Source organism: Actinopolyspora lacussalsi subsp. righensis (assembly GCF_900116555.1).
Lineage (GTDB): Bacteria > Actinomycetota > Actinomycetes > Mycobacteriales > Pseudonocardiaceae > Actinopolyspora > Actinopolyspora lacussalsi.
This window is the reverse complement of the sequence record NZ_FPAT01000004.1, coordinates 149,059-174,450: the sequence shown is the minus strand read 5'-3', so window position 1 is coordinate 174,450 and position 25,392 is coordinate 149,059. Positions and strand designations below refer to the sequence as shown.

Genomic DNA, 25,392 nt, shown 5'->3' with positions numbered 1-25,392 from the left:
CACCGTGTTAGGAGTTGTCACTTGTTGCGGAGACGAGCGCTACGTACCGCTGTCGCCACCTGCGCCGCGACGGTGGTTCTCGCGGCCCCGGCCCTGGCGGGAACCGGCGGCGCGGGCGCACCCGGCGTCGGCGATTCGTACTACCCGGAGGCGGGCAACGGCGGCTACGACGTGTCCCACTACGACATCCGGCTGCGCTACCAGCCGGAGAACGACCTGCTGCGCGGCACCACGACCATCGTGGCCGAACCGACCGAGGACCTGAGCTCGTTCAACCTGGACTTCGCGCTGGAGATTCGGTCCGTGCGGGTCAACGGAGCGCCCGCGCGGGTCGAGCGGCAGGGCGCCACCGAGGTGACGGTCACACCGAAGCGAGCACTGCCGGAGGGGAGCCTGGCCACGTTCGTGGTCAGCTATGCCGACAAACCATCCACAGTGGAGGTCGACGGGCAGACCCCCTGGAAGCGCACCGAGAACGGTGCCGTCGCGGTCGGACAACCCCTGATCTCCGAGTGGTGGTTCCCCGCCAGCGACCACCCCTCGGACAAGGCGTCCTTCGACATCTCGGTGGCCGTGCCGAACGGAACCGAAGTGCTCTCCAACGGCAGGATGACCGCTCGTATCCGCCAGGGCGACTGGACCCGCTGGAACTGGCGCATGCCCAGCCCCAGTGCGACCTACCTCGCGTTCCTGGCCATCGGGCAGTACGACGTGCACAGCAAGAAGGGTGCCTTCGACCAGCCGATGATCACCGCTTACGCCGACGGGCTCGGTGACATCAAGGGGCCCGCCGAGGCCAGTCTGGAACGCACTCCCGAGATCCTGGAATTCCTCTCGGAAATCGTCGGACCGTACCCGTTCGAGACCCAGGGCGGTGTGGTGCCCGCCGAAGGGCTCGGGTTCGCCCTGGAGAACCAGACCAGGCCCGTCTACAGCCCGAACTTCTTCCGGATCGGTTCCAACACCTCGGTGGTCACCCACGAGCTCGCGCACCAGTGGTTCGGCGACTCGGTGGCGCTGGACGACTGGTCGAGCATCTGGCTCAACGAGGGTTTCGCGAGTTACGCCGAATGGCTGTGGGCCGAGCACGAGGGGAACGGAACGGCCCAGGAGCTGTTCGACCACTACTACTCGTCGTACCCGGCCGACTCGCCGTTCTGGCAGGTCACGCCTGGTGGCCCCGGCAAGGAGGACCTCTTCCACGCCTCGGTCTACAACCGCGGGGCCATGACGCTGCACGCCCTGCGGAACCGGATCGGCGACGCGAAGATGCTGCGCACCGTGCGAACCTGGTTCGAGCGGAACCGGGGCGGCAACGCCACCGTGCCGGAGTTCATCGAGCACGCCGAGCGCGTTTCCGGACAGCGGCTGGACGGCTTCTTCGACGAGTGGTTGTTCAGCGAGGGCAAACCTCGGGTGGGCAGTGCGACCGGGGTTCCCCGGACCGCCGCCGCGCGGACCGCGGACGCGTCCGCGCCGAAGGCGGTCGAGCAGCTGAACCACACTCACGAGTTGCTGGCCGGGATGCACGACCGCGGCTGAACCCGCGGGTTCCGCCACCGTCCCCGCTCGCACCGCGCGGGCGGGGACGGTTCTTCGCGGCCCCTCGACATCGAGGCGAGTCGTACCTTCGCGTGAATTCCGGTGCGGCGGCTTTGCGGTGCCCGGAGACCCCGCTAGCCTTCGAGTGAAAGGACCGGATCGGTCCGCTGTGGATTCGCGGAGCCGTGTCTTCGGTCGGGCGGGCTCGTGGAGGTCCGAGAAGGATGTTGTTGCACGACGAGGAGTCCGGACAGCTCAACACGACCGGAGCCAGGGTGTTGCGCGATCTGCTCAACGGTGAGGATCCCGAGCGTGTGACCGAGAAGCTGATCATCGCCTACCGGGCGGATCCCGGTGCGGCCGCCGACGACGTGAACGCGGTGCTGCGGAAACTACGCGCCGCGTGCCTCGCCGATCACGAGTGAGAACTCCCCGGGAGGGACTTCGGCGCCCACGAGCATCCGCGTTCAACGCACCCCTTCCAGAGCCTCCCGGACGGGGAGAAGTTTCGCCTCCGCCTCGGTGACCTCGGTGTCCGGATCGGAGTCGGGAACCACGCCGCAGCCCGCGAACAACCGCGCCCGCGACCCCTCGCCGGAGTGCCACGTGATCCGTGCACAGCGCAGTGCGATACCGAACTCCCCGTTGCCGTCGGCGTCCACCCAGCCGACCGGTCCCGCGTAGCGCTCCCGGTTCATCTCCTCCAGCTCGTCGATCAGTTCGATCGCGCCCGCCGTCGGGGTTCCGCCGACCGCGGCCGTGGGATGCACCGACTGCACCAGTCGCAGCAGCCCGGCGTGGCCGTTCTGCGCGAGCATCGGGTCCAGTTGTCCGGAGACGTCCGAAGCCAGGTGCATCACGTTGCGCAGTCGCAGCACCTCGGGGGTGGTGGGCACGTCCAGCTCCTTGCAGAACGGCTCCAGCCCGTCCGCCAGTGAACGCACCGCGTAAGTGTGCTCCCCACGGTTCTTCGCCGAGCCCAGCAGCTCCGACATCAGCTGCCGCTGGGTGCGCCCCTCGTGCGGCCAAGCCGTCCCGGCGAGCACCCGGGAACTCACCTCGTTGCCGTTGCGCTGCAGCAGTAATTCCGGCGTGGCTCCCACCAGCCCGTCCACCGCGAACGTCCAGCACCCGGGGTAGCGCCTGCCGAGGTTGCCGAGCAGGTAGCGCGAGTTCAGCGGTTCCGAGGTGGTGGCCAGCAGATCGTGCGCCAGCACCACCTTGCTCAGTTCGGTCGAGCCGCGCATTCGGCGTACCGCCTCGGCCACCGCCTGCCGGTAACGCGTGGTGGGGAACTCCCCGTCGCTGTAGCGGATGGTGCCGGGAGCCCGTGCGGGAGCGGCACGGGAAAGCCGCCGGTCGTGCTCACCGATGGTGGTGATCCAACGCACCCCGCCGCGCTGCCCGAGCACGACTTCGGGGACTATCAGCACCGACGAACCGGGATCGTCGCCGAAGGCGATGCTGGCGAAGGCCACCGGACCCGTCCCCGGCAGCCTCACCTCGTCGTCGACCTCCATCCGCGCCGCGAGCCGTTGCCACCGCTCGTCCGCCGCCACGAACCGCTCCTCGCGCTCCGTCTCGATGCGCAGCGCTTCTCCCCAGCCGACCACCCCTTCACCGTGTCGCGTCCAGCAAAGCGGCCCCGAATCGGGTGATATCCCTTCGGGCAACAGGTCCAAAAGATCGTAGTGTCCCTCTGGAGACGGAACCCTACGTGTGCGGACAGTCAGATTCTGCTGGAAGTGGTCCACGTTTCGAGGGTAGGTGTCCTGCGACTCTGTCGGGTGACACCCGCCTCGCGCGTGCCCGCCGCCACCTCGGAGGTGTCGGCCGTCACGGGAAACGCGCGCCGTACATCGCGACGCGAAACGGGGTGGCGCGCACGTGACGTCGGTCCTGACGCGCGGAGCGCGTCACGGAACCGCCTGGTCGCGCGAGCCGGTGACCTGCTCGGAACAGTGTCTTCGAATACCCGCACGAGCGAGCGGGAGCTCCGCGGGGAAAGTCCTCGGACCGGGGAGGGCGGGCCTCGCCCCGGGTTTTCGAACGGGTCGTCTCGTGATCCGGTTCGCCGGGCGCACTACAATCACTGGTCGTGACTGGCGAGACGCAATCGGAGCGGACGGTCGGCACCGCGGAACCGAACAGCGCCGACAACCGTTCGGGAACGCGGTGGTTTCCACGCGGGTTCCGGCGCCTCGCGCCGTCGCTGGTGCTGGCGGTGGGTGGTTTCTTCACCGCCCTCGGGTTGGCGTTGTTGCTGGCCTGCCACATCGACGACCGCAGCATCGAACAGGACATGGGAACCGCCTCGGCCGAGGTCGTGGAGAAGTCCTACCTGCGTACCGTGGTCCGGTTCAACACCGACAGTGGCCGGGTGTACACCCCGCCGAACGGCGTGCTCTATCCCGTGGGGTTGCAGGAGGGGCAGCTGGTCAGCGTCGAGTTCGACAGGGGGAACCCGGATCTGGTGCGCGTGGCGGGCAGGAACATGTCGGTGGCGCTGCTGCCCGTCGGCAGCGCGCTGGCGGTGCTGTGGGCGATCGTGCTGCCCGCTTACTGGCTGACGCGGCGCACTGTCCGCGCTTGAGGCGCCCCACTGTTCTTCACTCTATTGGGGGTATCGCGTTGCGGTGGGAGAATGGCGGTGTGACCCGGCGCTGACAGCCCAACCAGTGCTGACGGCCGAAGTGGCATCCCGCGGTTCGGGCTGAGTGGACCGGAGCCGAGCGGACCGGGGCGGAACGGGGGCGGCCATGGTTACTTCCGGAATCGGCGACGCACCGAGGTGGTTCCCCGAACGGCGGGGAGCTCGTGAAGGCGGGGGCACCGCCACGCCCGAAAGCATTTCCAATCCCCTCGGTGAACAGCAGCGTTGGACCGTGCGGGCCGCGGGCACCCCACTGACGTCGACGGATCGCGGGGTTCCGGACGATGTTTCCGCTGCCGACCTCTCGGTCTACTGCATGATGCTCGGCGACGACGCTCTCGTGCTGGCACGACGTCAGGTCGGTTGGTGCCAGCACTCTCCCGACCTGGAGGAGGACTGTGTTCAGGTCGGCATGTTGCTGGAGTCGCTCGGCCACGCCAGGGAGCTGTTGCACCGCGCCGCGACCGTGGAGGACAGCGGGCGCGACGAGAACCTGCTCGCGCACGAACGAGGCGTGGAGGAGTTCCGCAACGTCCGGCTCGTCGAGCTCGACTGCGGCCCCGGAGCGGGTGGGGACTTCGCCGTCTCCATCGCCAGGCTGATGGTCTGCGCGGCCTGGCGAACAGCCCTGTTCGGCAAGCTCGTCGCCAGCCGTGATCCGGTGCTCTCGGAACTGGCGCGGGTGGCGCTGCCGGAAGTGCGCGGACATCGCGATCACGCCGCGCAGTGGGTTATCCGCCTCGGCGACGGCACGTCCGCCTCGCGGGAGCGGATGAGCACCGGGCTGGCTCGGGTCTGGCCGATGACCGGCGAACTGTTCGTCCCACACCCCGTGGAGCGCAGGCTGGCCGACCTCGGCTTCGCGGTGGATCCGGCCGGGCTGCGCACCGAAGTGGCGGCGTTGCTCGACGAAGTGCTCTCGGTGGCGCGACTGGAACCGCCCGACGCGCGGGTCTTCCACGACGACGTGGAGCCGCTGGGACGCACCGGTGTGCACACCACCGCGCTGGAGTTCCTGCTCGCCGAGATGCGGCAGTACGAGACGGTCGAGGCCTGAGCGGCCGTTCGGAACCCGAGAGCCCGTCGGGAATCCGAGAACCGGTGGGGACTCCACCGGTCGATATTTGAGTACTTTCCCCCAAGCGAACCGGACCGTTCTCCGGGCACACTCTTCGAGTGGCGTAGTGCGCGCCTCGGGAGTCCTCGTGGAGCGGAGCGTTCCATCCGTTCCGATCAGGAGGAACCCCGGTACACGGCCAGGGGGAGTTCGAGCGAAGGGCACCGCGGGAAATGGGCGGATTCTGGACGCACCTGATCGTGGCGTTGGCCGCCGGCGTGCTCGGTGTGCTCCTGGGGGTGTTGGCTCGACGTTCGTCGAGCGCGCCTCCGGTCCCCGAAGAGCCGCCGAAGACCACGTCGGGCACCAGCACCGACGCCCGTGGCGGGCTCGAACACGCGCTGACCGAGCACCGCGACGCGTGGCTGTGCGAACTCAACCGGTGCGAGCAGGCCGTGCACCGGGCGGTTCGAGCCGCCGACACGGTCTCCTCGCTACCGGTGCGTCGCGGGTTGCGGCAGGTCGTTTACCGCATGGACGCCGAGCTGCCCACGGTACGAACGCTGGTGCAGCTCGCCCGTGAGCTCGACGCCGGTGACTCCACGGTCGCCACCGCCGATTCGACACGGCGCGTCGCGCTCCGCAGGATCCAGGGCGGTGTCGTGATGGCGGTATCGCGGTTCACCGAACTGGGAGACCAGTTGGCAGGTGTGGTCGCCGAGCTGGCCGCGGGGGCCGACCAGGAGCACGCACAGCGGCGAATCGCCGCGTTGCGGGAGCGATTCCCCCTGCTGCCCGCGATGTCGGCGATCCTGGAGGGAAGGGCCGGTTCGGGCGGAACGCCCGAGACGCCCTCGCTGGTGAGGGCGCGGGTCTGAACGGTGGACTGTTGATCAGCCCGCTCCCGATGCGTGCCACCACCAGCCGAACGCGGTCTCGGTGATCCCGGGAGCGGCCACCAGAAGACCGTCGTGCGGCAGCGAGGCGGGCCTTCCGTAGCTGTCCAGCACGTTGGCCCCGGACTCCACGGCGAGGGCCAGCGCTCCCGCCACATCCCACTCCCCGTAGGAGGGAAGCACGGCGGCCACCGCCTGCCCGAGCGCCACCTGCGTGATCGCCAGCGCGGGTGAGCCGAGAACCCGAACCCCCACGTGATCGGCAGCGGCGTTGGTTATGAACCTGTCCATACCCCGCCAGGGGCCGTACCTGGTGAACTCGGTGCAGACGATGCTCGCCCTGGGGGAACGCGCTTCCGTCAACCGCACCGGTTTTCCGTTCGCCCGCATCCCCCGGTCGCGAGCGGCCGCGTATATCTGCGCCCGGTAGGGATCGGCCACCACACCGACCACGGGCCCCTGTGCGTCGAGCATCGCCAGACTGTAGGCACACCAGGGCACTCCGGCGACGTAGTTCGCGGTGCCGTCCACCGGGTCGACCACCCAGCGGAAACCGCCCTGTCCCCCGCCCAACGCGGCCGCGTCGAACTCCTCGCCGTACACCGGTATTCCCGGAAAGTGCTCCGCCAGGATTCTCCGGGTGTGGCGTTCCAGGGTGCGTCCCACATCGGTGACCCAGTCGAAGGGGGAGTCCGGCTCCGACGGTGGTGTGTCGTGTCCCGCCGTTGCCGTGATGACATCGGCCGCTTCGTTGGCCAGCCGCCCCGCGGTCTCCAAGGCGCGTGAGATCAGGGCCTGTTCCGCACGGCCGGTCTTCGGGGGAGGCGAAACACTCATACCGCACCATTGTGGTCGCTATGGGTAACCGGCAGACCAATTGCGTGTGGACGCGCGGCGATGCTCCGGTCAAGAATCCCGGGTGGCGTACGGAGCGGTGCGGGTGGTCCGGGCCGACTGGCCCACACGCAGTGCGTGCCACGCCCGATCGGCCGAGAGGGATTCTAATCGCTCAACCCGGGACGCGGTACCGCTTTCGGGGGCAACGGCGTCGATTTCCCACGAAATCGCCGGTCCCACGGTGCGGCGGCACCGGGTCGGATAGCGGTCACCACCACGCGGCCCGGTTACCGTCGATTTCCCACGAAATCGCCGGGCCGTTGTTACGCAGAGCCGAACTCCGACCACGTACGCGTGCCGAATCCCAGCCATGCACGCACTCGGCACCGCCGTGCGAGAGGTTCCGCCGAGTGGACACCTGCGGAAACCGGGTCGCCGACTCCTACTAGTAAAGTGCGGGTGTGTCTCGAGCCGGCCTGGACAGGAATCCCCGTGCGGTAGCGGCGATGTTCGACGGCGTCGCCCGTGGCTACGACCGCACCAACACGGTGCTCTCCTTCGGGCTCGACCGCCACTGGCGGGACGCCACCCGTCGGGCGCTCGCTCCGGCTCCCGAGGAGCGGATCCTGGATCTGGCCGCCGGCACCGGCGTCTCCACCGCCGAGTTCTCCCGGAGTGGTGCGTACTGCGTGGCCGCCGACTTCTCACTGGGGATGCTCGCGGCCGGGGAGCACCGGGAGCTGTCGATGGTGGCCGCCGACGCGCTGCGGCTCCCGTTCGCCGATGGTGCTTTCGACGGAGTCGCCATGTTGTTCGGACTGCGGAACCTGGCCGACACCGAGGCCGGGCTGCGGGAGATGGCCCGCGTGGTCCGTCCCGGTGGCAGGCTGGTGATCTGCGAGTTCTCCACCCCCACCAACAGGCCGTTGCGCGCTGCCTATCGCAACCTCGCGTTGCGCGCGGTCCCGCCGGTCGCACGGACCGTCGCCAGCAATCCGGACGCCTACGTCTATCTGGCCGAGTCGATCCTCGCCTGGCCCGATCAGCGGGAGCTCGCCGCTACGATCGCCCGCTCCGGCTGGTCCGAGGTGGCCTGGCGGGATCTCACCGGAGGAATCGTAGCCCTGCACCACGCCCGCAAACCTTACTGATCGAACTCTTCCGGTCGGGTTGCTTCGACTGCTCACTCGGCGGAACCTCTCGCACGGCTCTCGCCGCGGGGCCGGAGACATCGGGTAGGTACCACACAACGTCTCCGGCGTCCTCGCGAGAGCCGCACGGGAGAACCCGCGGCGGTGCCGATTGCGTAGGTGGCTGGAGTTCGGCCTGCGAGGGTGGTCGGAGTGCGGCACCGTGCCACCCCAGCGGCGCGGCGATTTCGCGAGAAATCGACACCCCCGAACGGCGTACTCGGATCCCCCGAAGGAAGCAGTGACCGTCACTGTTTCGGGCGGACGATGCCGTGTTCCGTGCCTGCCCGCGTTCGTGCCTCCCGCGCTGCTTCCGCCGCGGCCGTGAGTTTCTTTCGCTCGCGATGTCTCGATCGCGCGGGATGTCCGTCCTAGACTCGTTAGTGAACTTATTCACAAGGTCGCCGATGTCGCTCGGGCGGTGCGGCGGCGTGTTCCGCCGGGATCATCGGAGGGGAACGACGTCGATCCGAACAGCAAGGCTGGACAAGGAGCACCATGACAACCACCCCCATCCGAGGCCGGGCCACCGACGACGCCGAGGTCATCGTCGTCGGAGCGGGACCGGCGGGGGCCACCGCAGCCACCTACCTCGCCAAGGCGGGGCTGGACGTTCTCGTCCTGGAGAAGAGCGCCTTCCCCCGGGAGAAGGTGTGCGGCGACGGAATCACACCGCGCGGGGTCAAGGAACTCATCGACCTCGGGGTGGACACCCGCCCGGAAGCGGGCTGGCTGCACAACCGGGGGCTCCGGGTCGTCGGGGGCGGCGTGCGGCTGGAGATGGACTGGCCGGAACTGGCCGAGTACCCGCCCTACGGCGTCGTCCGGCCCAGGAACGACTTCGACGACCTGCTGATACGCCACGCGCAGCGGGCGGGAGCGAGGCTGGTGCAGCGGACCTCGGTGACCGAGGCCATCACCGACGAGCGAACCGGTCGTATCACCGGCGTGCACGCCAAGTCCGGACCGGAGCGCGCCGAGGTCAGCTACCGGGCCCCGCTGGTCATCTCCTGCGAGGGGGTTTCCGGCAGGCTGGCGCTGTCCATGGGCCTGCAGCGCAGGGAGGACCGCCCGATGGGGGTGGCCGTCCGGCGTTACTACGAGAGCCCACGCGCCGACGACGACTACCTGGAGTCGCACGTGGAGCTCTGGAACAACTCGAATCCGAAGGGCGCCGAGCTGTTGCCCGGCTACGGCTGGATCTTCGGCATGGGCGACGGCACCGTCAACGTGGGGCTGGGTGTGCTGTCCACCTCGAAGGCGTACGGCAAGACCGACTACCGTGCGCTGCTCCGCACCTGGTTGGACGGCACCCCGGAGGAGTGGGGACTTCGGGAGGCCAACGCCACCGGCAGGATCGGCGGTGCCGCGCTGCCGATGGGGTTCAACCGGATGCCGCACTACAGCTCCGGCCTGTTGTTGGTCGGCGACTCCGGCGGAATGGTCAACCCGTTCAACGGCGAGGGGATCGCCTACGCGATGGAGGCGGCCCGGTTGGCAGCCGAGTGCGTGATCCAGGCGAGGTCTCGTACGGACGCCGCGGCCAGGGAGCGCGCGCTGGCCCGCTACCCCGGTGCCGTCGCCGAGTCGCTGGGCGGCTACTTCCGGATGGGAAACCTGTTCAGCAAGATCATCGGTCATCCGACGGTGATGCGCACCGCCACCAAGTACGGACTCCCCCGCGAGTCGCTGATGCGCTTCGTGCTCAAGCTGCTGGCCAACCTCTACGACAGCAGGGGAGGTGACGCCGTGGACCGTGTGATAAGTACCACTACTCGGCTCACACCTAGCGCCTGAGGGCGCCCGTCTGATCAGATTTCGGCGACTTTGTGCCGTAATTCATAAAGTTAGGTTCACCTCAATACGAGGTGCGTACAACCGGGCGCATAAAGTGCTGAGTGTGGTCGCCGAGTTCGCTCGGGGCGTAGCGGGAACTGGATTAAGGAGGCAGGCACAGTGCTGGATCCCTACATCCCGCTGGTGCTGATGTTCGCGTTGGCGTTCGGCTTCGCCGCGTTCTCCGTCGCGATCGCGCCGCTGGTCGGTCCGCGTCGGTACAACAAGGCCAAGCTCGACGCCTACGAGTGCGGGATCGAACCCTCGCCGCAGCCGGTCGGTGGCGGTGGCCGGATGCCGGTCGCCTACTACCTGACGGCCATGATGTTCATCCTCTTCGACATCGAGATGGTCTTTCTGTTCCCCTACGCCGTTTCCGCGGACGCTCTCGGGCTCTACGGCGTGGTCGCGGTGATTCTGTTCATCCTGACCTTCGGTTTCGCCGATCTCTACGTGTGGCGGCGTGGTGGTTTCGATTGGAACTGACCGGCGAAGTGAGTACGACAGCCGCCCGGTGCGGGCGCGTCGGGATCGGTGGTGCCCCGTTCGCCGGGGCGACTCGTGGGAAGGAGTGCCGAGATGGGGCTTGAGGAAAGCCTGCCCAACGGCATCCTGCTGGCCAATGTGGAAAAACTCGTCAACTGGACCCGTAAGACCTCGATGTGGCCCGCCACGTTCGGGCTGGCCTGCTGCGCCATCGAGATGATGACCGTGGGTGGTTCCCGCTACGACATCGCCCGGTTCGGGATGGAGCGGTTCTCGGCCACGCCCCGGCAGGCCGATCTGATGATCGTCGCCGGTCGGGTCACCAACAAGATGGCCCCGGTGCTGCGGCAGATCTACGACCAGATGCCCGAGCCCCGCTGGGTGCTCGCGATGGGGGTCTGCGCCTCCAGCGGCGGGATGTTCAACAACTACGCGGTCGTGCAGGGCGTGGACCACGTGGTTCCGGTGGACATGTATCTGCCCGGCTGTCCGCCGCGCCCGGAGATGCTGCTCGACGCGATCCTCAAGCTGCACGCCAAGGTCATGGACGAGCCCATCAACGGCAAGCGCGCGGCCGAGCAGGTGGAGCAGGGGCACCGCACGGAACTGCCCGCCTCCTCCGAGAAGTACGCACCCCGCAGCGGCTCCAAGCGGCGCATGGCCGAGCGGCAGCAGGACGCGCAGCGCCGCGAGATGGGCGCGGAGGGCGAGCTGGGCGCCGCCGGGATCGAGAGTTTGCCACCCGGTGACTCCCGCGGCCGCGCGGAACCGAACGAGACGACGGCGGGCAGGTGATTCGGCGATGAGCGGTGACGAATCCAGCGGGGGACTCCCGGAGACGGCGGCCGAGCACACCGGTCCCACGGAGGAAGTGGCCGCCGAGCGGATGGTGGCGGGCCGCGCCCGGAAGGGCATGTTCGGTGTGACCGGCAGCGGGGACACCTCGGGCTACGGCGGTCTCCGGGTGCCGGCCTACGTGCCACCGGAGGCGGAACGGCCCTACGGGGGCTGGTTCGACGAGGTGGCCGACGAGCTGTTCGAGGGCATGAAGCGGCGCGGTATCCCGGACTCGGCGGTACTGCGGATCACCGTGGACCGCGGCGAGATCACCTTCTACGTCGACCGGGAGCATCTGGTCGAGATCTGCCGGACGTTCCGCGACGAGCCCGCGCTGCGGTTCGAGCTCTGCAGCAGTCTGTCCGGGGTGGACTACGGTCCCGACGTGCCGCAGCGGCTGCACTCGGTCTGTCACCTCACCTCGCTGACCTACCGGCGTCGGATCCGCGTCGAGGTCGCCGTGGACGTGGCCGACCCGCACGTTCCCTCGGTGGTCGACGTCTATCCGACGGCCGACTTCCAGGAGCGGGAGGCCTGGGACATGTACGGCATCGTCTACGACGACCACCCGGCCCTGACGCGGATCCTCATGCCGGACGACTGGGACGGCCACCCGCAGCGCAAGGACTACCCGCTCGGTGGCATCCCGGTGGAGTACAAGGGAGCCGAGGTTCCACCGCCCGACCAGCGCAGGTCCTACACGTGAGCGGGCCTGGATCCATCGGGTGCGGCCTCCGGACTCGGAGCCGGGCGGTCGCGCTGTTCGAGGAGGCAGCATGAGTATCGACGCCGAAACCCCCACCGGTTCCCGACCGGGTGGCGACGGGTCCGGCGGTGATCGGTCCGGTGGCGACCCGTTCGCCGCCTCCGCCCGGGAGACCACGGAGGGCAGGGTCTACACGGTCACCGGAGGTGACTGGGAGGACTTCCTGGACGACACGCAGCAGGAGGAGCGCGTCGTCATCAACCTCGGGCCGCAGCACCCCTCCACCCACGGCGTGCTGCGGCTGGTTCTGGAGCTCGAGGGCGAGACCGTCACCAAGGCCCGCTCGGTGATCGGCTATCTGCACACCGGTATCGAGAAGAACACCGAGTACCGCACCTGGACCCAGGGCGTCACGTTCGTCACGCGGATGGACTATCTGGCCCCGCTGCACAACGAGACCGCCTACTCCCTGGGCGTGGAGAAGCTGCTGCGGGTGTCCGCGCCGGAACGCGCGGAGACGATCCGGGTGCTGCTGATGGAGCTCAACCGGATCTCCTCGCACCTGGTCTTCCTGGCCACCGGCGCGATGGAACTCGGTTCCACCACCGGCATGACCTTCGGGTTCCGCGACCGCGAAGAGGTGCTGCACCTGCTGGAGTTCCTCACCGGGCTCCGGATGAACCACGCCTTCATCCGGCCGGGCGGGGTCGCCCAGGACATCCCGGAGAACTCCAGGGAGAAGGTCCTGGAGTTCTGCAAGGTCATGGAGAACCGGCTGCCCGACTACGACAAGCTGTTCAGCGGCCAGCCGATCTGGAAACAACGCCTCAAGGGCGTCGGTTACCTGCCGCTGGACGCCTGCCTGGCGCTGGGCACCACCGGTCCGATCCTGCGTTCGGCCGGACTGGCCTGGGACCTGCGCAAGGTCGAGCCCTACTGTGGTTACGAGCAGTTCGACTTCGAGGTTCCCACCAGCACCGATGCCGACTGCTACTCGCGGTTCCTGCTGCGGGTGGAGGAGATCCGGCAGTCGCTGCGGATCGTCCGGCAGTGCATGGACAAACTGGAGCCCGGGCCGGTCATGGTCGACGATCCCAAGATCGCCTGGCCCGCCCAGCTGAGCATCGGGCCGGACGGCATGGGTAACTCGCTGGACCACGTCCGCAAGATCATGGGTCAGTCGATGGAGTCGCTGATCCACCACTTCAAGCTGGTCACGGAGGGATTCGACGTCCCGCCGGGCCAGACGTACACGCCGGTCGAGGCTCCCAGGGGCGAGCTGGGCTACCACCACGTTTCGGACGGCGGTACCCGCCCGATGCGGGTGCACGTCCGTGACCCCAGCTTCGTGAACCTGGAGGCGTTCCCGGCGATGGCCGAAGGCGGGCTCGTCGCCGACGTGATCGCCGTCGTGGCCTCGATCGATCCTGTGATGGGTGGGGTGGACCGCTAGATGACCGAGCAGTTCGACTACACGACCACCGAGCACGTGCTCACCCCTGGTGGGCAGTCCCCGGCCGAGTCGGCGGAGCAAGCCGCGGCGGGGGAGGCGGTGTTCGGCGAACGCGTCCGGGCCGAGGCGCGAAGCATCATCGAGCGCTATCCCGAGGCCCGCTCGGCGCTGCTTCCGATGCTGCACCTGGTGCAGTCGGTGCAGGGGCACGTCACCGCCGAGGGAATGCGGTTCTGCGCCGAGCGGCTCGCGCTGTCCACCGCCGAGGTCAACGCGGTCGCCACGTTCTACACGATGTACAAGCGGCAACCGTGCGGGCAGTTCCTGGTCAGCGTGTGCACCAACACGCTGTGCGCCGCGATGGGCGGCGACGGCATCTACCGTGCGCTGTCCGAGGAGCTGGGCGCCGGACACGAGGAGACCGCGGGCACCCCCGGTGCCGAGGGCTCGGTGACGCTGGAACACGCCGAGTGCCTGGCGGCCTGCGACTTCGCGCCGGTGCTGCAGGTCAACTACGAGTACTTCGACAACCAGACGGCCGAGAGCGCGCTGGAGACGGTTCGGGCGCTGCGGCGCGGTGAACGGCCACTGCCCAGCCGCGGCGCGCCGCTGACCGACTTCCGGGACACCGAGCGCCAGCTCGCCGGGTTCTTCGACGGACCCGGCGCGGAGGAGGCCGCCGAGTCGTCGGCCGCGGCCCCCGAGACGGTGCGCGGTGCCGAGCTCGCCCGTGAACAGGGCTGGAACGCACCACCGATGCCCGACGAGGTCGAATTTCCGCCCATCCCGGAGAAGAAGTGAGGGCAGGCGATGACCGAAGCGAACGCATCAGACGGCAGCGCCCCGGAACGGGCCGCGGTGAGTCCGCTGACTCCCGTGCTCACCCGGCGCTGGTTGTCCCCGGAGTCCTGGTCGTTGCGCACCTACGAGCAGCTGGAGGGCTACACCGCGCTGCGCACCGCGCTCTCGGCCGAGCCCGACCGGCTCATCGAACTGGTCAAGACCGCGGGACTGCGCGGCAGGGGCGGTGCGGGTTTCCCCTCCGGGGTGAAGTGGGGCTTCATGCCCAAGGACCGTTCCCGGCCGCACTACCTGGTGATCAACGCCGACGAGGGTGAACCGGGGACGTGCAAGGACGTCCCGCTGATGATGGCCGACCCGCACTCGCTGATCGAGGGCTGCGTCATCGCCGCCTACGCGATGCGGGCGAGCACCTGCATGATCTACGTGCGCGGTGAGGCGCTGCACTGCATCCGCAGGCTGCACCACGCGGTGCGCGAGGCCTACGACGCGGGCTACCTCGGCAAGAACATCCTGGACTCCGGGTTCGACCTGGACATGGTGGTGCACGCCGGAGCCGGTGCCTACATCTGCGGCGAGGAGACCGCGCTGCTCGACTCGCTGGAGGGCAAGCGCGGCCAGCCCAGGTTGAAGCCGCCCTTCCCCGCGCAGGCGGGGCTGTACTCGTCTCCCACCACCGTGAACAACGTCGAGACGATCGCCTCGGTGCCCTACATCGTCAACGGCGGTTCGGACTGGTTCCGCGCCATGGGGCGGGAGAAGTCCCCCGGGCCGAAGATCTTCTCGCTGTCCGGGCACGTGGAACGTCCCGGGCAGTACGAGGCTCCGCTGGGCACGACGCTGCGGGAACTGCTGGAACTGGCGGGCGGCATGAAGGACGGGATCCCGCTGAAGTTCTGGACTCCGGGCGGCTCCTCCACCCCGCTGTTCACCGCCGACCACCTCGACGTGCCGCTCGACTTCGAGGGGGCTACCGAGGCCGGATCCATGCTGGGCACCACCGCGTTGATGATCTTCAACGAGACGGTCTCCGTGCCCTGGGCGGTGATGAAGTGGACCCAGTTCTACGAGCACGAGTCGTGCGGCAAGTGCACCCCGTGTCGCGAGGGGTGTTTCTGGCTGGCGCAGGTGCTGGAGCGAATGGTGGACGGGCACGGCACCGAGCAGGACATCGACACGCTGCTCGACGTCTGCGACAACGTGCTCGGCCGTTCGTTCTGCGCGCTGGGTGACGGCGCTGTCAGCCCGATCACCAGCGGCATCAAGTACTTCCGCGAAGAGTTCCTCGCTCTGTGCGAGAGCAACCGCGGGCAGGACACGACAGAGGAACCCGCACTGGCAGGAGTGGCCCGATGACGGTGGCATCCGCTTCCGGAAACGACACCGCGCAGTCCCGTCCGGTACCGGAAGGGCACGTCCGGCTGACCATCGACGGTATCGAGGTCGACGCCCCGAAGGGCGAGCTGGTGATCCGTACCGCCGAGCGGCTGGGCATCGTGATTCCCCGGTTCTGCGACCACCCGCTGCTCGACCCGGCGGGTGCCTGCAGGCAGTGCCTGGTCGAGGTCGAGGTCAACGGCAAACCGATGCCCAAACCCGCGGCCTCCTGCACCACGGCGGTGGCCGACGGGATGGTGGTCAACACCCAGCAGACCTCGCAGGTGGCCGACAAGGCCCAGCAGGGTGTGATGGAGCTGCTGCTGATCAACCACCCGCTGGACTGCCCCGTCTGCGACAAGGGCGGGGAGTGCCCGCTGCAGAACCAGGCGCTCAAGCACGGGCGCAGCGAGTCGCGTTTCGTGGACAAGAAGCGCACCTTCGCCAAACCCGTCTCGATCTCCTCGCAGATCCTGCTGGATCGGGAGCGCTGTGTGCTCTGCCAGCGCTGCACCAGGTTCTCCAAGCAGATCGCCGGTGACCCGTTCATCGAACTGCTCGAACGCGGCGCCACGCAGCAGATCGGCATCGGCGAGCAGCAGCCGTTCCAGTCCTATTTCTCCGGCAACACCATTCAGATCTGCCCAGTGGGAGCGCTCACCAGCGCGGCTTACCGATTCCGCTCCCGCCCGTTCGACCTCGTGTCCACCCCGGGTGTCTGCGAGCACTGCGCCTCGGGCTGCTCGCAGCGCACCGACTGGCGCCGCGGCAAGGTGATGCGCAGGCTGGCGGGTGAGGACCCCGAGGTCAACGAGGAGTGGAACTGCGACAAGGGGCGCTTCGCGTTCCGGTACGCGACCGCCAGCGACCGGCTCACCCGCCCGATGGTGCGGGACGCGGAGTCGGGTGAGCTGCGGGAGACCTCCTGGACCGAGGCGCTGCGCCGGGCGGCGGACGGGCTGCTCACCGCGCGCGACTCGGGCGGCGTCGGGGTGCTGCCCGGAGGCAGGCTCACCCGTGAGGACGCCTACGCCTACGGGAAGTTCGCCCGGATGGCGCTGGGCACCAACGACATCGATCACCGCGCCAGGCCGCACTCCACCGAGGAGCTCGACTTCCTGGGTGCCTCGGTGGTCGGAACCGGGCCGGAGGACGGCGTCAGCTACTCCTCGCTGGAAGCGGCCCCCACGGTGCTGTGCGTGGCCTTCGAGCCCGAGGAGGAGTCGCCCATCGTCTTCCTCCGGTTGCGCAAGGCCGCCCGCGACGGGAGCACCAGGGTGTTCCACCTCGGACAGTGGGACTCGCCCGGTGTGGAGAAGACCACCGACATCGTCGACTCCGGCAGCCCCATCCACAGCGGGGGACTGCTGCCCTGCCTGCCGGGCGGTGAGGCCGCCGCGCTGTACGAACTTCCGCCCGAAGTGGAACAGGCGCTGTCCGAACCGGGTGCCGTCCTGCTGCTGGGCGAGCGGTGCTCCCAGGTTTCCGGGGTCTACACCGCAGCGATGCGGGTGGCCGAACGCACCGGCGCGGGCATCGCCTGGATCCCGCGCCGTGCCGGGGAACGCGGTGCGGTGGAGGCGGGGACGCTCCCGACGCTGCTTCCCAACGGCCGACCCGTCTCCGACTCGGTGGTGCGCTCGGGGATCGAGCGGGCATGGGGTGTCCCGGAGGGCAGCCTGCCCAGCATCCCCGGCCGGGAGCTCGACGGCATCCTCGCCGCGGCGGAGTCCGGTGAGCTGTCCGGCCTGCTGGTCGGCGGGGTCGATCCCGACGATCTGCCGGATCCCGAGCAGGCGCGCCGCGCGCTCCGGTCGGCCGGATTCGTCGTCAGCCTCGAACTGCGCCCTTCCGGCGTGACCGAGCACGCCGACGTGGTGCTTCCCATCGCGCCCACGGTCGAGAAGTCCGGGACGTTCCTCAACTGGGAGGGCCGTGCCCGCGAGTTCGAGATCACCATCGAGGGCACCGGCGCGCTGCCGGACTGCCGGGTGCTGGACACCCTCGCGGTGGAGATGGACGTGGACCTGTTCACCCAGACCCCGGCGGCGGTGGCCGCCGAGATCCAACGGTTGGGTGCGAATCCCGGAGCCCGGCCGAAGCCACCGGACATACCGGCCGAGCCGGTCGACGAACCGGTCGGGGACAAAGCGCTGCTGGCGAGCTGGCGGCACCTGCTGGACAACGGTTCGATGCAGCACGACGAACCGAATCTCGCGGGTACGGCCCGGCCACCCGTGGCGCGGATCTCCCGGGACACCTCGCGGCGGCTCGGCATCGAACCGCACCAGCCGGTCCGCGTCAGCACCGAGCGGGGGACCGTCGCGCTGGAGTCCGAGATCGTCGAGATGCCGGACGGCGTGGTCTGGTTGCCGGGCAACTCGGGACCGGCCAAGGTCCGGAGCGTGCTCGGGGCTGGGCACGGCACGGTGGTCGGCCTCGCGGCCGGTCCACTGCCCCCGCCCGGTGGTGGACCGAAAAGCCCGGAACCGGATGAAACCGCGGCCGGGGAGGCGGTCTCGGCGGCGGTGACCAACGGCCACGGCGCCAATGGTCACAACGACGCTGCCAATGGTCACAGCGACGCTGCCAACGGTCACAACGACGCTGCCAACGGTCACGGCGCGGGCGGTCTCGGTGCCGCCGGGCACGGTCCGAACGGCAACGGCCACACCGGCACCGATGGGGGTGTCGCATGAACGAGACGGCACGGCTGATCTCCGACGACCCCATCTGGCTCATCCTGATCAAGGTCGTGGCCACGTTCGCCTTCCTGGTGGTCATGACGTTGCTGACCATCTGGGCCGAGCGCAGGGTCATCGGCAGGATGCAGCAGCGGCCCGGGCCGAACCGCGCGGGGCCCTTCGGGATGCTGCAGTCGCTGGCCGACGGGCTCAAGCTCGCGTTCAAAGAGGACATCCGCCCGGTGATGGCCGACAAGTGGATCTACATCCTCGCGCCGGTCATCTCGGCCACCCCGGCACTGGTCGCGTTCTCGGTCATCCCGATCGGCGGCGAAGTCACCATCTTCGGCGAGCCCACCGCGCTACAGCTGGTGGAACTGCCGGTCAGCCTGCTCGTGGTGCTGGCCTGCGCCGCCGTCGGGGTTTACGGCATCGTGCTGGCCGGCTGGTCGTCCGGATCCCCCTACCCACTGCTCGGCGCGCTGCGCTCCGCCGCGCAGGTGATCTCCTACGAGATCGCGATGGGACTCTCGTTCATCGCGGTCATCCTCTACTCGGGCACGCTTTCCACCTCGGGAATCGTGGCCGCGCAGCAGAACGGCTGGTTCTTCGCGCTGCTGCCGTTCAGCTTCCTGGTCTACGCCGTCGCGATGGTCGGCGAGACCAACCGGGCGCCCTTCGACCTGCCGGAGGCCGAGTCCGAGCTGGTCGGCGGGTTCCACACCGAGTACTCCTCGCTGAAGTTCGCGCTGTTCTTCCTGGCCGAGTACATCAACATGGTCACCGTCTCGGCCCTGGCGACCACGCTGTTCCTCGGCGGCTGGCACGCTCCCTGGCCGCTGTACCTGATCGGCGACGGGGTCCTCAACACCGGCTGGTGGCCGGTGCTGTGGTTCCTGGGCAAGACCTTGGCCTTCCTGTTCGTGTTCGTCTGGCTGCGCGCCACGCTGCCGAGGCTGCGCTACGACCAGTTCATGAACCTCGGTTGGAAGATACTGGTGCCGCTCAGCCTGGTCTGGATCTGCGCGGTCACCGCCATCCGGGGCATACGCAACGCCGACCTGCTCGGCTCGCAGCAGTTCCTGTTCATCGGTGGCGGCATCGTGGTGCTGCTGCTGATCGTGGCCTTCCTCGTGCCGGACCGGAAACCGCCGGAGGAGGAGCAGGAGGAACCGCGGGCACCGCTGTCCGGCGGCGGCCACCCCGTGCCGCCGCTCGACCTCAAGGTCCCCGAAACCCCCAGGGAGACCAGGGTTTCGGCCACCACGGGTACGCGATCCCGGCTGCCGGAAGCCGGGCAAGAGCCCACCAGCTCAACGAAGGAGGCACCCGATGGGAATGACTGATCCCCTGAAGGGCTTCGGCGTCACCCTGTCCAAGATGTTCAAAACGGTGCTGACCGAGGAGTACCCCGAGGTCAAGAAGATCCCGGCTCCCCGGTTCCACGGCAAGCACCAGTTGAACCGGCATCCGGACGGGTTGGAGAAATGCGTCGGGTGCGAGCTGTGCGCGTGGGCGTGTCCAGCCGACGCGATCTTCGTGGAAGGCGGGACCAACACCGACGACGAACGGTACTCGCCCGGTGAGCGCTACGGCTTCGACTACCAGATCAACTACCTGCGCTGCATCGGCTGCGGGTTGTGCATCGAGGCGTGCCCGACACGGGCGCTGACGATGACCAACGAGTACGAAACGGCCGATGACAACAGGCAGAACCTGATCTACACCAAGGAGGACCTGCTCGCGCCGCTGCTGCCCGGTATGGAACAGCCGCCGCACGACATGCGGCTGGGTGAGGACGAGCAGGACTACTACGTCAACGGACCGGAACTCGCCCGCGGGCAGGGAGTACCCGACGGCACCACGGTCGAGACCGGTGGCGAGGAGGCCGTTCGGTGATGACCATGACGGCTACCACCGAGGTGCTCGTGCGGACGCCGCTCGCGCAGACCGCGCAGCAGGGCGTCGTGGGCACCGGAGAGACGGTGGTGTTCTGGATTCTCGGGCCGCTGGCGCTGCTGGGCGCGCTCGGGATGGTTTTCGCGCGCAGCGCGGTGCACTCGGCGCTGTGGCTGGTGCTCACCATGCTCAGCCTCGGGGTGCTGTACATGGCCCAGAGCGCGCAGTTCCTCGGATTCACCCAGATCATCGTCTACACCGGCGCGATCATGATGCTGTTCCTGTTCGTGCTCATGATGGTCGGCAGGGACGCGTCCGACTCCGTGGTCGAGGTGCTGCGCGGCCAGCGGCTGGCAGCGGGTGTGCTCGGGGTGGCGCTGGCCGTGCTACTGGTGTCCGGGTTGGCGCGTTCGCTCGACGCGGTGGTGCCCGCCGCGCCGCTGAACCCGTGGTCACCCGGCGGCGGGGCCGCCGGCGGCCTGGGGCAGGTGATCTTCACCGACTACCTGTTCCCGTTCGAGCTCACCTCGGCGCTGCTGATAACCGCCTCGATCGGGGCGATGGTGCTGGCCTACGGCGGCAAGGGGCGCAAGCCGCGCATGACGCAGCGGGAAACCGTGGAGGCCAGGTTCCAGGGGAGGTACGCCAGGCCGTCCCCGCTGCCGGGACCCGGTGTCTACGCCACGGCCAACTCGGTCGCCACCCCGGCACTGCTGCCGGACGGCTCCGTCGCGGAGGACTCGCTGTCCGAGATCCTGGACAACACTCCCGTGGAACGGCTGCGCCCCGACCGGGACGCGGTCTCCGGCAGTGCCCCGCCGCCCGACGCGCACGCGCTGACCGGAACCGGCCACCGGGAGCACGGGACCGATCGGGGCACGTCTGAGTCCACTTCGGACTCGAACGGGGAGGAGACCCCCGACGGCGGTTCCGGTGACGGCACGCCGGGCGAGGGTGGCGGTAAGAACGGCTCCGGCGGTCACACCGGGAGCAACGGTTCCACGGGGTCCCGGAACGACCCGCGGTCCCCGGACGACGCGCAGTCCCCGGACGACACCGCGCACCCGGACGCCGGTTCGAGTTCCCCCGAGGAGGTCAGGCAGTGACCCCCACCTACTACCTGCTGCTTTCGGCGCTGCTGTTCACCATCGGCACGGTCGGCGTGCTCATACGCCGCAACGCGATCGTGCTGTTCATGTGCGTGGAGCTGATGCTCAACGCGGTCAACCTTTCGCTGGTGACGTTCGCGCGTATCGAGGGATCGATCGACGGGCAGGCCATGGCCTTCTTCGTGATGGTCGTCGCCGCGGCCGAGGTCGTGGTCGGGCTGGCCATCATCATGTCCGTCTACCGCACCCGCCGATCGGCCTCCGTCGACGACGCCAACCTCCTGAAGTACTAGCCCGACGGAACGAAACGCACAGCGAATGGACCAACGGAACGGATTGGAAGACGGCGTGACAACCTCCATGCTGGCCGCTCCGGAGCCGGTACAGGCCGCTCAGGGAGCGATTCAGAACAATGCGTGGCTGATCATCGCGATTCCGTTGCTCGGTGCCGCGGTGCTGCTGTTGGCGGGCAGGCGCGCCAACGGGTGGGGACACCTGCTGGGCTGCGCCACGGTGATCGCCTCCTTCGGCTACGCCCTGGCACTGTTCACCTCGGTGGGAGGGGCGGAACAGGCCGCGCGTTCGCTGCACCTGTTCTCCTGGATCCCCGTCAACTCCCTGCAGGTCGACTTCGGGCTGCGCATCGACCCGCTGTCGCTGGTCTTCGTACTGCTGATCACCGGGGTCGGCGCGCTGATCCACATCTACTCGATCGGCTACATGGCCCACGACCAGCAGGGACGCGTCGGGCGGGGCAACACCGAGCGGCGCCGCTTCTTCGGGTACCTGAACCTGTTCGTGGCGGCGATGCTGATCCTGGTGCTCGGCAACAGCTTCGTGACCCTCTACCTCGGCTGGGAGGGCGTCGGGCTGGCCTCCTACCTGCTCATCGGTTTCTGGCAGCAGCGTCCCAGCGCCGCGGGGGCGGCCACCAAGGCCTTCGTGATGAACCGGGTCGGCGACGTCGGACTGGCGCTGGCGATCTTCCTGCTGTACGCCCGGCTCGGCACCACCCAGTACTCCGAGGTGTTCGCCCGCGCCGGGGAGCTCTCGACTGGAACGGTGCTGGCCATCTCGTTGCTGCTGCTGCTGGGAGCCTGCGGCAAGTCCGGCCAGGTGCCGCTGCAGGCGTGGTTGCCCGACGCGATGGAAGGCCCCACCCCGGTCTCGGCGCTGATCCACGCGGCCACCATGGTCACCGCGGGGGTCTACCTGATCGCGCGGGCCAACCCGCTCTACACCATGACCGAGACCGGTCAGCTGGTGGTCGCGATCGTCGGAGCGGCCACCCTGCTGGTCGGCTGCGTGATCGGCTGCGCCTACGACGACATCAAGAAGGTGCTGGCCTACTCCACGGTCAGCCAGATCGGCTACATGATGCTCGCCGTCGGGCTGGGGCCGGCGGGCTACGCGCTGGGAATCATGCACCTGCTCACGCACGGTTTCTTCAAGGCGGCTCTGTTCCTCGGCGCGGGCTCGGTGATGCACGGCATGCGCGACGAGGTCGACATGCGCAAGTTCGGCGGGCTCTACCGCTACATGCCGATCACCTTCGCCACCTTCGCGGTCGGCTACCTGGCGCTGATCGGTTTCCCCTTCCTCTCCGGCTACTACTCCAAGGAAGCCATCATCGCGGCGGCCTTCGGCGAGCCCGGTTGGCAGGGCTGGGCGCTCGGTGGCGCGGCGGTACTCGGTGCCGGGCTCACCGCCTTCTACATGACCCGCCTGATGCTGCTTACCTTCTTCGGTGAACGGCGCTGGCAACACCGGACGGCCTCCGACGGCGGGGAGTTCCACCCCCACGAGTCGCCGCCGGTGATGACCGGTCCCATGATCGTGCTCGGCGTCGGCTCGGTGGCAGCGGGTTTCCTGTTCACCAGCGGCGAGCGGCTGGTGCACTTCCTGAGCCCCGCACTCGGTGAACTCCACGAGGGACACACGGTGCTGCCGCACTCGGTGATCCCGGTGTTCACGCTCGGGTTCTCCGCGCTCGGTGTGCTGGTGGCCTGGCTGGTCGTGGGGCGCCGTCCCGTTCCCGAGACCGCACCGTCCCGGGTCTCGCCGCTGGTGCGCGCGGCCCGTGCGGATCTCTACGGCAACGCGTTGAACCGCGCGGTGGCGGTGCGTCCGACCGTGGGGCTGGCCGACGGGCTGGCGCGGTTCGACCGGGTCGGTGTCGACGGCGCGGTCAACGGGGTCGCCACGACCCTCGGCGCCGCCTCGCAGGTGCTGCGGCGTTGGCAGACCGGCTTCGTCCGGTCCTACGCGATGTCCATGTTGGTCGGCGGCGTCCTGCTGGTGGCCGCCCTGCTCTCGGTGGGAACCCCATGACGACCCGCTGTGCGAATTCCCGCGAAATAGCCGGAGAAGAGGAGACGCGATGAACCTGCTCCTCGCGCTGATTCTGTTGCCGCTGCTCGGCGCGATCGTCGTGGCGCTGCTGCGCGGCAACGAACGCGTGGCCAAACCGGTAGCCCTGGGCTTCTCGCTGGTCGAACTGGTGCTCGCGGCGGTGGCCTGGCTGAGCTACCAACCCGGCGGGGCCAGGCTGCAACTGAACGGCTCCGTCGAGTGGATCCCCCAGTACGGCATAAGCCTCTCGTTCGGGCTGGACGGCATCGCGCTCGTCATGGTCGCGGTGATCGCGCTGTTGATGCCGCTGGTGCTGGGATTCAGCTGGCGGGAACGGCTCCCGGCCGAGCGCAGCCGGGGTGGCTTCTTCGCGTTGCTGCTCGTCGAGCAGGCACTGACCGTGGCGGTGTTCGCCACCACCGACCTGTTCGTGTTCTACGTGCTGTTCGAGATCATGCTGATCCCGATGTACTTCCTGATCGGCGGCTACGGCGGCAGCAGGCGGCAGTACGCGGCCGTGAAGTTCTTCCTGTACTCCTTCCTCGGTGGACTGATCATGCTGGCCTCGGCCATCGGGGCCTACTCCTACGCGGCGAGCGTCACCGGGCGGGGAACCTTCGACTGGGCCACGCTGCGCGGAGTGCTCGCCGACGCGCCGACCTCGGTGCAGGTGTGGATCTTCCTCGGTTTCTTCGCGGCGTTCGCCATCAAGGCACCACTGGTTCCGCTGCACACCTGGCTGCCCGACGCCACCGAACAGGCCCCCATCGGAGTGGCTGTGATCGTGGTGGGAGTACTGGACAAGGTGGGGACCTTCGGATTCCTGCGCTACAGCCTGCCGCTGGCTCCCGAGGCGTCCCAGCTGCTGGCACCACTGGTGCTCACGCTGGGCGTGATCGGCGTGCTCTACGGCTCGCTGCAGGCGTTCGGGCAGACCGACCTCAAACGGTTCATCGCCTACGTCTCGATCGCCCACTTCGGATTCATCGCGCTGGGAATCTTCGCGTTCACCTCGCAGGCGCAGGTCGGCGCGGCTTCCTACATGGTCAACCACAGTATCGCCACCGGGATGCTGGTGCTGGTGATCGGAATGATCATCGCGCGCGGCGGTTCCAGCAGGATCGCCGACTACGGCGGCATGGCGCGTGTGACCCCGGTGCTGGCCGGGATGCTGCTGATCGCGGGACTGAGCACGTTGTCGCTGCCGGGAACCAACTCGTTCATCAGCGAGTTCCTCGTGCTGATCGGTTCCTTCGCCACCCGACCGGTGTTCGCGATACTCGCCACCATCGGGATGGTGCTGGCGGCGGTCTACGTGCTCCGCCTCTACCAGCGGGTGATGCAGGGGCCGCTCTCGGGAACCGCGCTGCTCGACTCGGTCGGCGGCCCGGGAGCCGCGACCGATCCGGAGGTCGCGGTGGACAGCGGCTCCGGATCCGGGGCCAGTCGGCTCACCCTCCGCGATCTCGACGGCAGGGAGATCGGCGTCCTGGCTCCGCTCGTGGTGCTGATCGTCCTGCTGGGGCTGTACCCCGCCCCGGTGCTGGACGTGATCACCCCCTCGGTGGAAGCAACGATGAGCGAGGTCGGCGTCACCGATCCCGTGACCTCTCAGGGAGGTAACTGAAAGTGGGAGTGGTAGCGCGAACCGGTGCCCCGGACCGGCATTCCGAACTG

At 68.6% G+C, this 25,392-nt stretch carries 22 protein-coding genes; 20 read left to right on the top strand and 2 right to left on the bottom strand.

Features of this window, described 5'->3' with window-relative positions:
• Positions 1 to 21: 21 nt before the first annotated feature.
• Together BM394_RS09155 and BM394_RS09150 are read left to right on the top strand one after the other, a co-directional pair.
• Positions 22 to 1,542, top strand: coding sequence for a M1 family metallopeptidase (locus BM394_RS09155; RefSeq protein ID WP_092976688.1), 1,521 nt, complete (start codon positions 22 to 24; stop codon positions 1,540 to 1,542).
• 224 nt (positions 1,543 to 1,766) lie between these two features.
• Positions 1,767 to 1,967 carry a PqqD family peptide modification chaperone gene (locus tag BM394_RS09150; protein WP_092976685.1) on the top strand — a complete coding sequence of 67 codons (201 nt, stop codon included), beginning with the start codon at positions 1,767 to 1,769 and terminating at the stop codon, positions 1,965 to 1,967.
• A 42-nt stretch (positions 1,968 to 2,009) separates the two neighbouring features.
• Here the strand turns inward: BM394_RS09150 and BM394_RS09145 are convergent, their stop codons facing one another.
• The gene (locus BM394_RS09145; protein WP_425427652.1) at positions 2,010 to 3,215 is read right to left on the bottom strand and encodes an isochorismate synthase; all 1,206 of its coding nucleotides are present in this window, start codon (positions 3,213 to 3,215) and stop codon (positions 2,010 to 2,012) included.
• Positions 3,216 to 3,640: 425 nt separating this feature from the next.
• On the opposite strand from BM394_RS09145, the gene BM394_RS09140 reads away from it, so the two are divergent.
• From BM394_RS09140 to BM394_RS09130, 3 genes are all read left to right on the top strand, one after another.
• Positions 3,641 to 4,135, top strand: a complete 495-nt coding sequence (locus tag BM394_RS09140) for a DUF3592 domain-containing protein (protein ID WP_245780068.1) — start codon at positions 3,641 to 3,643, stop codon at positions 4,133 to 4,135.
• A 166-nt stretch (positions 4,136 to 4,301) separates the two neighbouring features.
• The gene (gene paaC / locus BM394_RS09135; protein WP_092976679.1) at positions 4,302 to 5,252 is read left to right on the top strand and encodes a 1,2-phenylacetyl-CoA epoxidase subunit PaaC; all 951 of its coding nucleotides are present in this window, start codon (positions 4,302 to 4,304) and stop codon (positions 5,250 to 5,252) included.
• 233 nt (positions 5,253 to 5,485) lie between these two features.
• Entirely contained in the window at positions 5,486 to 6,130 is a 645-nt protein-coding gene (locus BM394_RS09130) for a hypothetical protein (protein ID WP_092976676.1), read from the top strand.
• Between the two features lie 15 nt (positions 6,131 to 6,145).
• Here BM394_RS09130 and BM394_RS09125 read toward each other — a convergent pair whose 3' ends face one another.
• Positions 6,146 to 6,985, bottom strand: a complete 840-nt coding sequence (locus BM394_RS09125; RefSeq protein ID WP_092976674.1) for an inositol monophosphatase family protein — start codon at positions 6,983 to 6,985, stop codon at positions 6,146 to 6,148.
• A gap of 461 nt (positions 6,986 to 7,446) precedes the next feature.
• On the opposite strand from BM394_RS09125, the gene BM394_RS09120 reads away from it, so the two are divergent.
• The 15 genes from BM394_RS09120 to BM394_RS09050 all read left to right on the top strand — a co-directional run bounded on the left by BM394_RS09120 (position 7,447) and on the right by BM394_RS09050 (position 25,342).
• Positions 7,447 to 8,136, top strand: coding sequence for a demethylmenaquinone methyltransferase (locus BM394_RS09120; protein ID WP_092976671.1), 690 nt, complete (start codon positions 7,447 to 7,449; stop codon positions 8,134 to 8,136).
• A 537-nt stretch (positions 8,137 to 8,673) separates the two neighbouring features.
• Positions 8,674 to 9,972: a geranylgeranyl reductase family protein gene (locus BM394_RS09115; protein ID WP_092976668.1), complete on the top strand. Its 1,299-nt coding sequence runs from the start codon at positions 8,674 to 8,676 to the stop codon at positions 9,970 to 9,972.
• A 159-nt stretch (positions 9,973 to 10,131) separates the two neighbouring features.
• Positions 10,132 to 10,497, top strand: a complete 366-nt coding sequence (locus BM394_RS09110) for an NADH-quinone oxidoreductase subunit A (protein ID WP_092626373.1) — start codon at positions 10,132 to 10,134, stop codon at positions 10,495 to 10,497.
• A gap of 93 nt (positions 10,498 to 10,590) precedes the next feature.
• The gene (locus tag BM394_RS23310; RefSeq protein WP_092976665.1) at positions 10,591 to 11,292 is read left to right on the top strand and encodes a NuoB/complex I 20 kDa subunit family protein; all 702 of its coding nucleotides are present in this window, start codon (positions 10,591 to 10,593) and stop codon (positions 11,290 to 11,292) included.
• A 7-nt stretch (positions 11,293 to 11,299) separates the two neighbouring features.
• Positions 11,300 to 12,040, top strand: a complete 741-nt coding sequence (locus tag BM394_RS09100; protein WP_092976662.1) for an NADH-quinone oxidoreductase subunit C — start codon at positions 11,300 to 11,302, stop codon at positions 12,038 to 12,040.
• Positions 12,041 to 12,110: 70 nt separating this feature from the next.
• The gene (locus tag BM394_RS09095; RefSeq protein WP_175530030.1) at positions 12,111 to 13,493 is read left to right on the top strand and encodes an NADH-quinone oxidoreductase subunit D; all 1,383 of its coding nucleotides are present in this window, start codon (positions 12,111 to 12,113) and stop codon (positions 13,491 to 13,493) included.
• Complete coding sequence (nuoE, locus tag BM394_RS09090) at positions 13,494 to 14,294, top strand: NADH-quinone oxidoreductase subunit NuoE (protein ID WP_092976659.1); 801 nt, start codon at positions 13,494 to 13,496, stop codon at positions 14,292 to 14,294.
• 9 nt (positions 14,295 to 14,303) lie between these two features.
• On the top strand, positions 14,304 to 15,650 hold the full coding sequence (nuoF, locus tag BM394_RS09085; protein WP_092976656.1) for an NADH-quinone oxidoreductase subunit NuoF: 1,347 nt from the start codon (positions 14,304 to 14,306) through the stop codon (positions 15,648 to 15,650).
• Positions 15,647 to 18,370, top strand: a complete 2,724-nt coding sequence (locus BM394_RS09080; protein WP_092976653.1) for an NADH-quinone oxidoreductase subunit G — start codon at positions 15,647 to 15,649, stop codon at positions 18,368 to 18,370. The genes nuoF and BM394_RS09080 overlap by 4 nt, the downstream gene beginning before the upstream one ends.
• On the top strand, positions 18,367 to 19,701 hold the full coding sequence (gene nuoH / locus BM394_RS09075) for an NADH-quinone oxidoreductase subunit NuoH (RefSeq protein ID WP_092976650.1): 1,335 nt from the start codon (positions 18,367 to 18,369) through the stop codon (positions 19,699 to 19,701). The genes BM394_RS09080 and nuoH overlap by 4 nt, the downstream gene beginning before the upstream one ends.
• A complete protein-coding gene (gene nuoI, locus BM394_RS09070; RefSeq protein WP_092626359.1) occupies positions 19,688 to 20,254 on the top strand; it encodes an NADH-quinone oxidoreductase subunit NuoI in 567 nt (188 codons plus the stop codon). Before nuoH ends, nuoI begins: the two co-directional genes overlap by 14 nt.
• A 5-nt stretch (positions 20,255 to 20,259) precedes the next feature.
• Complete coding sequence (locus BM394_RS09065; RefSeq protein WP_092977200.1) at positions 20,260 to 21,360, top strand: NADH-quinone oxidoreductase subunit J; 1,101 nt, start codon at positions 20,260 to 20,262, stop codon at positions 21,358 to 21,360.
• Positions 21,357 to 21,656: an NADH-quinone oxidoreductase subunit NuoK gene (nuoK, locus tag BM394_RS09060; RefSeq protein ID WP_092976647.1), complete on the top strand. Its 300-nt coding sequence runs from the start codon at positions 21,357 to 21,359 to the stop codon at positions 21,654 to 21,656. The genes BM394_RS09065 and nuoK overlap by 4 nt, the downstream gene beginning before the upstream one ends.
• A gap of 67 nt (positions 21,657 to 21,723) precedes the next feature.
• The gene (nuoL, locus tag BM394_RS09055; RefSeq protein ID WP_217643434.1) at positions 21,724 to 23,694 is read left to right on the top strand and encodes an NADH-quinone oxidoreductase subunit L; all 1,971 of its coding nucleotides are present in this window, start codon (positions 21,724 to 21,726) and stop codon (positions 23,692 to 23,694) included.
• A gap of 49 nt (positions 23,695 to 23,743) precedes the next feature.
• Positions 23,744 to 25,342, top strand: coding sequence for an NADH-quinone oxidoreductase subunit M (locus tag BM394_RS09050; RefSeq protein WP_092976644.1), 1,599 nt, complete (start codon positions 23,744 to 23,746; stop codon positions 25,340 to 25,342).
• Positions 25,343 to 25,392 lie beyond the last annotated feature (50 nt).

Excerpts from the sequence above, each read along its gene's own strand:
- BM394_RS09150 (WP_092976685.1), top strand. The coding sequence starts at position 1,767 with ATGTTGTTGCACGACGAGGAGTCCGGACAGCTCAACACGACCGGAGCC.
- paaC (WP_092976679.1), top strand. The coding sequence starts at position 4,302 with ATGGTTACTTCCGGAATCGGCGACGCACCGAGGTGGTTCCCCGAACGG.
- BM394_RS09130 (WP_092976676.1), top strand. The coding sequence starts at position 5,486 with ATGGGCGGATTCTGGACGCACCTGATCGTGGCGTTGGCCGCCGGCGTG.
- BM394_RS09125 (WP_092976674.1), bottom strand. The coding sequence starts at position 6,985 with ATGAGTGTTTCGCCTCCCCCGAAGACCGGCCGTGCGGAACAGGCCCTG.
- BM394_RS09115 (WP_092976668.1), top strand. The coding sequence starts at position 8,674 with ATGACAACCACCCCCATCCGAGGCCGGGCCACCGACGACGCCGAGGTC.
- BM394_RS23310 (WP_092976665.1), top strand. The coding sequence starts at position 10,591 with ATGGGGCTTGAGGAAAGCCTGCCCAACGGCATCCTGCTGGCCAATGTG.
- BM394_RS09100 (WP_092976662.1), top strand. The coding sequence starts at position 11,300 with ATGAGCGGTGACGAATCCAGCGGGGGACTCCCGGAGACGGCGGCCGAG.
- BM394_RS09095 (WP_175530030.1), top strand. The coding sequence starts at position 12,111 with ATGAGTATCGACGCCGAAACCCCCACCGGTTCCCGACCGGGTGGCGAC.
- nuoE (WP_092976659.1), top strand. The coding sequence starts at position 13,494 with ATGACCGAGCAGTTCGACTACACGACCACCGAGCACGTGCTCACCCCT.
- nuoF (WP_092976656.1), top strand. The coding sequence starts at position 14,304 with ATGACCGAAGCGAACGCATCAGACGGCAGCGCCCCGGAACGGGCCGCG.
- BM394_RS09080 (WP_092976653.1), top strand. The coding sequence starts at position 15,647 with ATGACGGTGGCATCCGCTTCCGGAAACGACACCGCGCAGTCCCGTCCG.
- nuoH (WP_092976650.1), top strand. The coding sequence starts at position 18,367 with ATGAACGAGACGGCACGGCTGATCTCCGACGACCCCATCTGGCTCATC.
- nuoI (WP_092626359.1), top strand. The coding sequence starts at position 19,688 with ATGGGAATGACTGATCCCCTGAAGGGCTTCGGCGTCACCCTGTCCAAG.
- BM394_RS09065 (WP_092977200.1), top strand. The coding sequence starts at position 20,260 with ATGACGGCTACCACCGAGGTGCTCGTGCGGACGCCGCTCGCGCAGACC.
- nuoL (WP_217643434.1), top strand. The coding sequence starts at position 21,724 with ATGCTGGCCGCTCCGGAGCCGGTACAGGCCGCTCAGGGAGCGATTCAG.
- BM394_RS09050 (WP_092976644.1), top strand. The coding sequence starts at position 23,744 with ATGAACCTGCTCCTCGCGCTGATTCTGTTGCCGCTGCTCGGCGCGATC.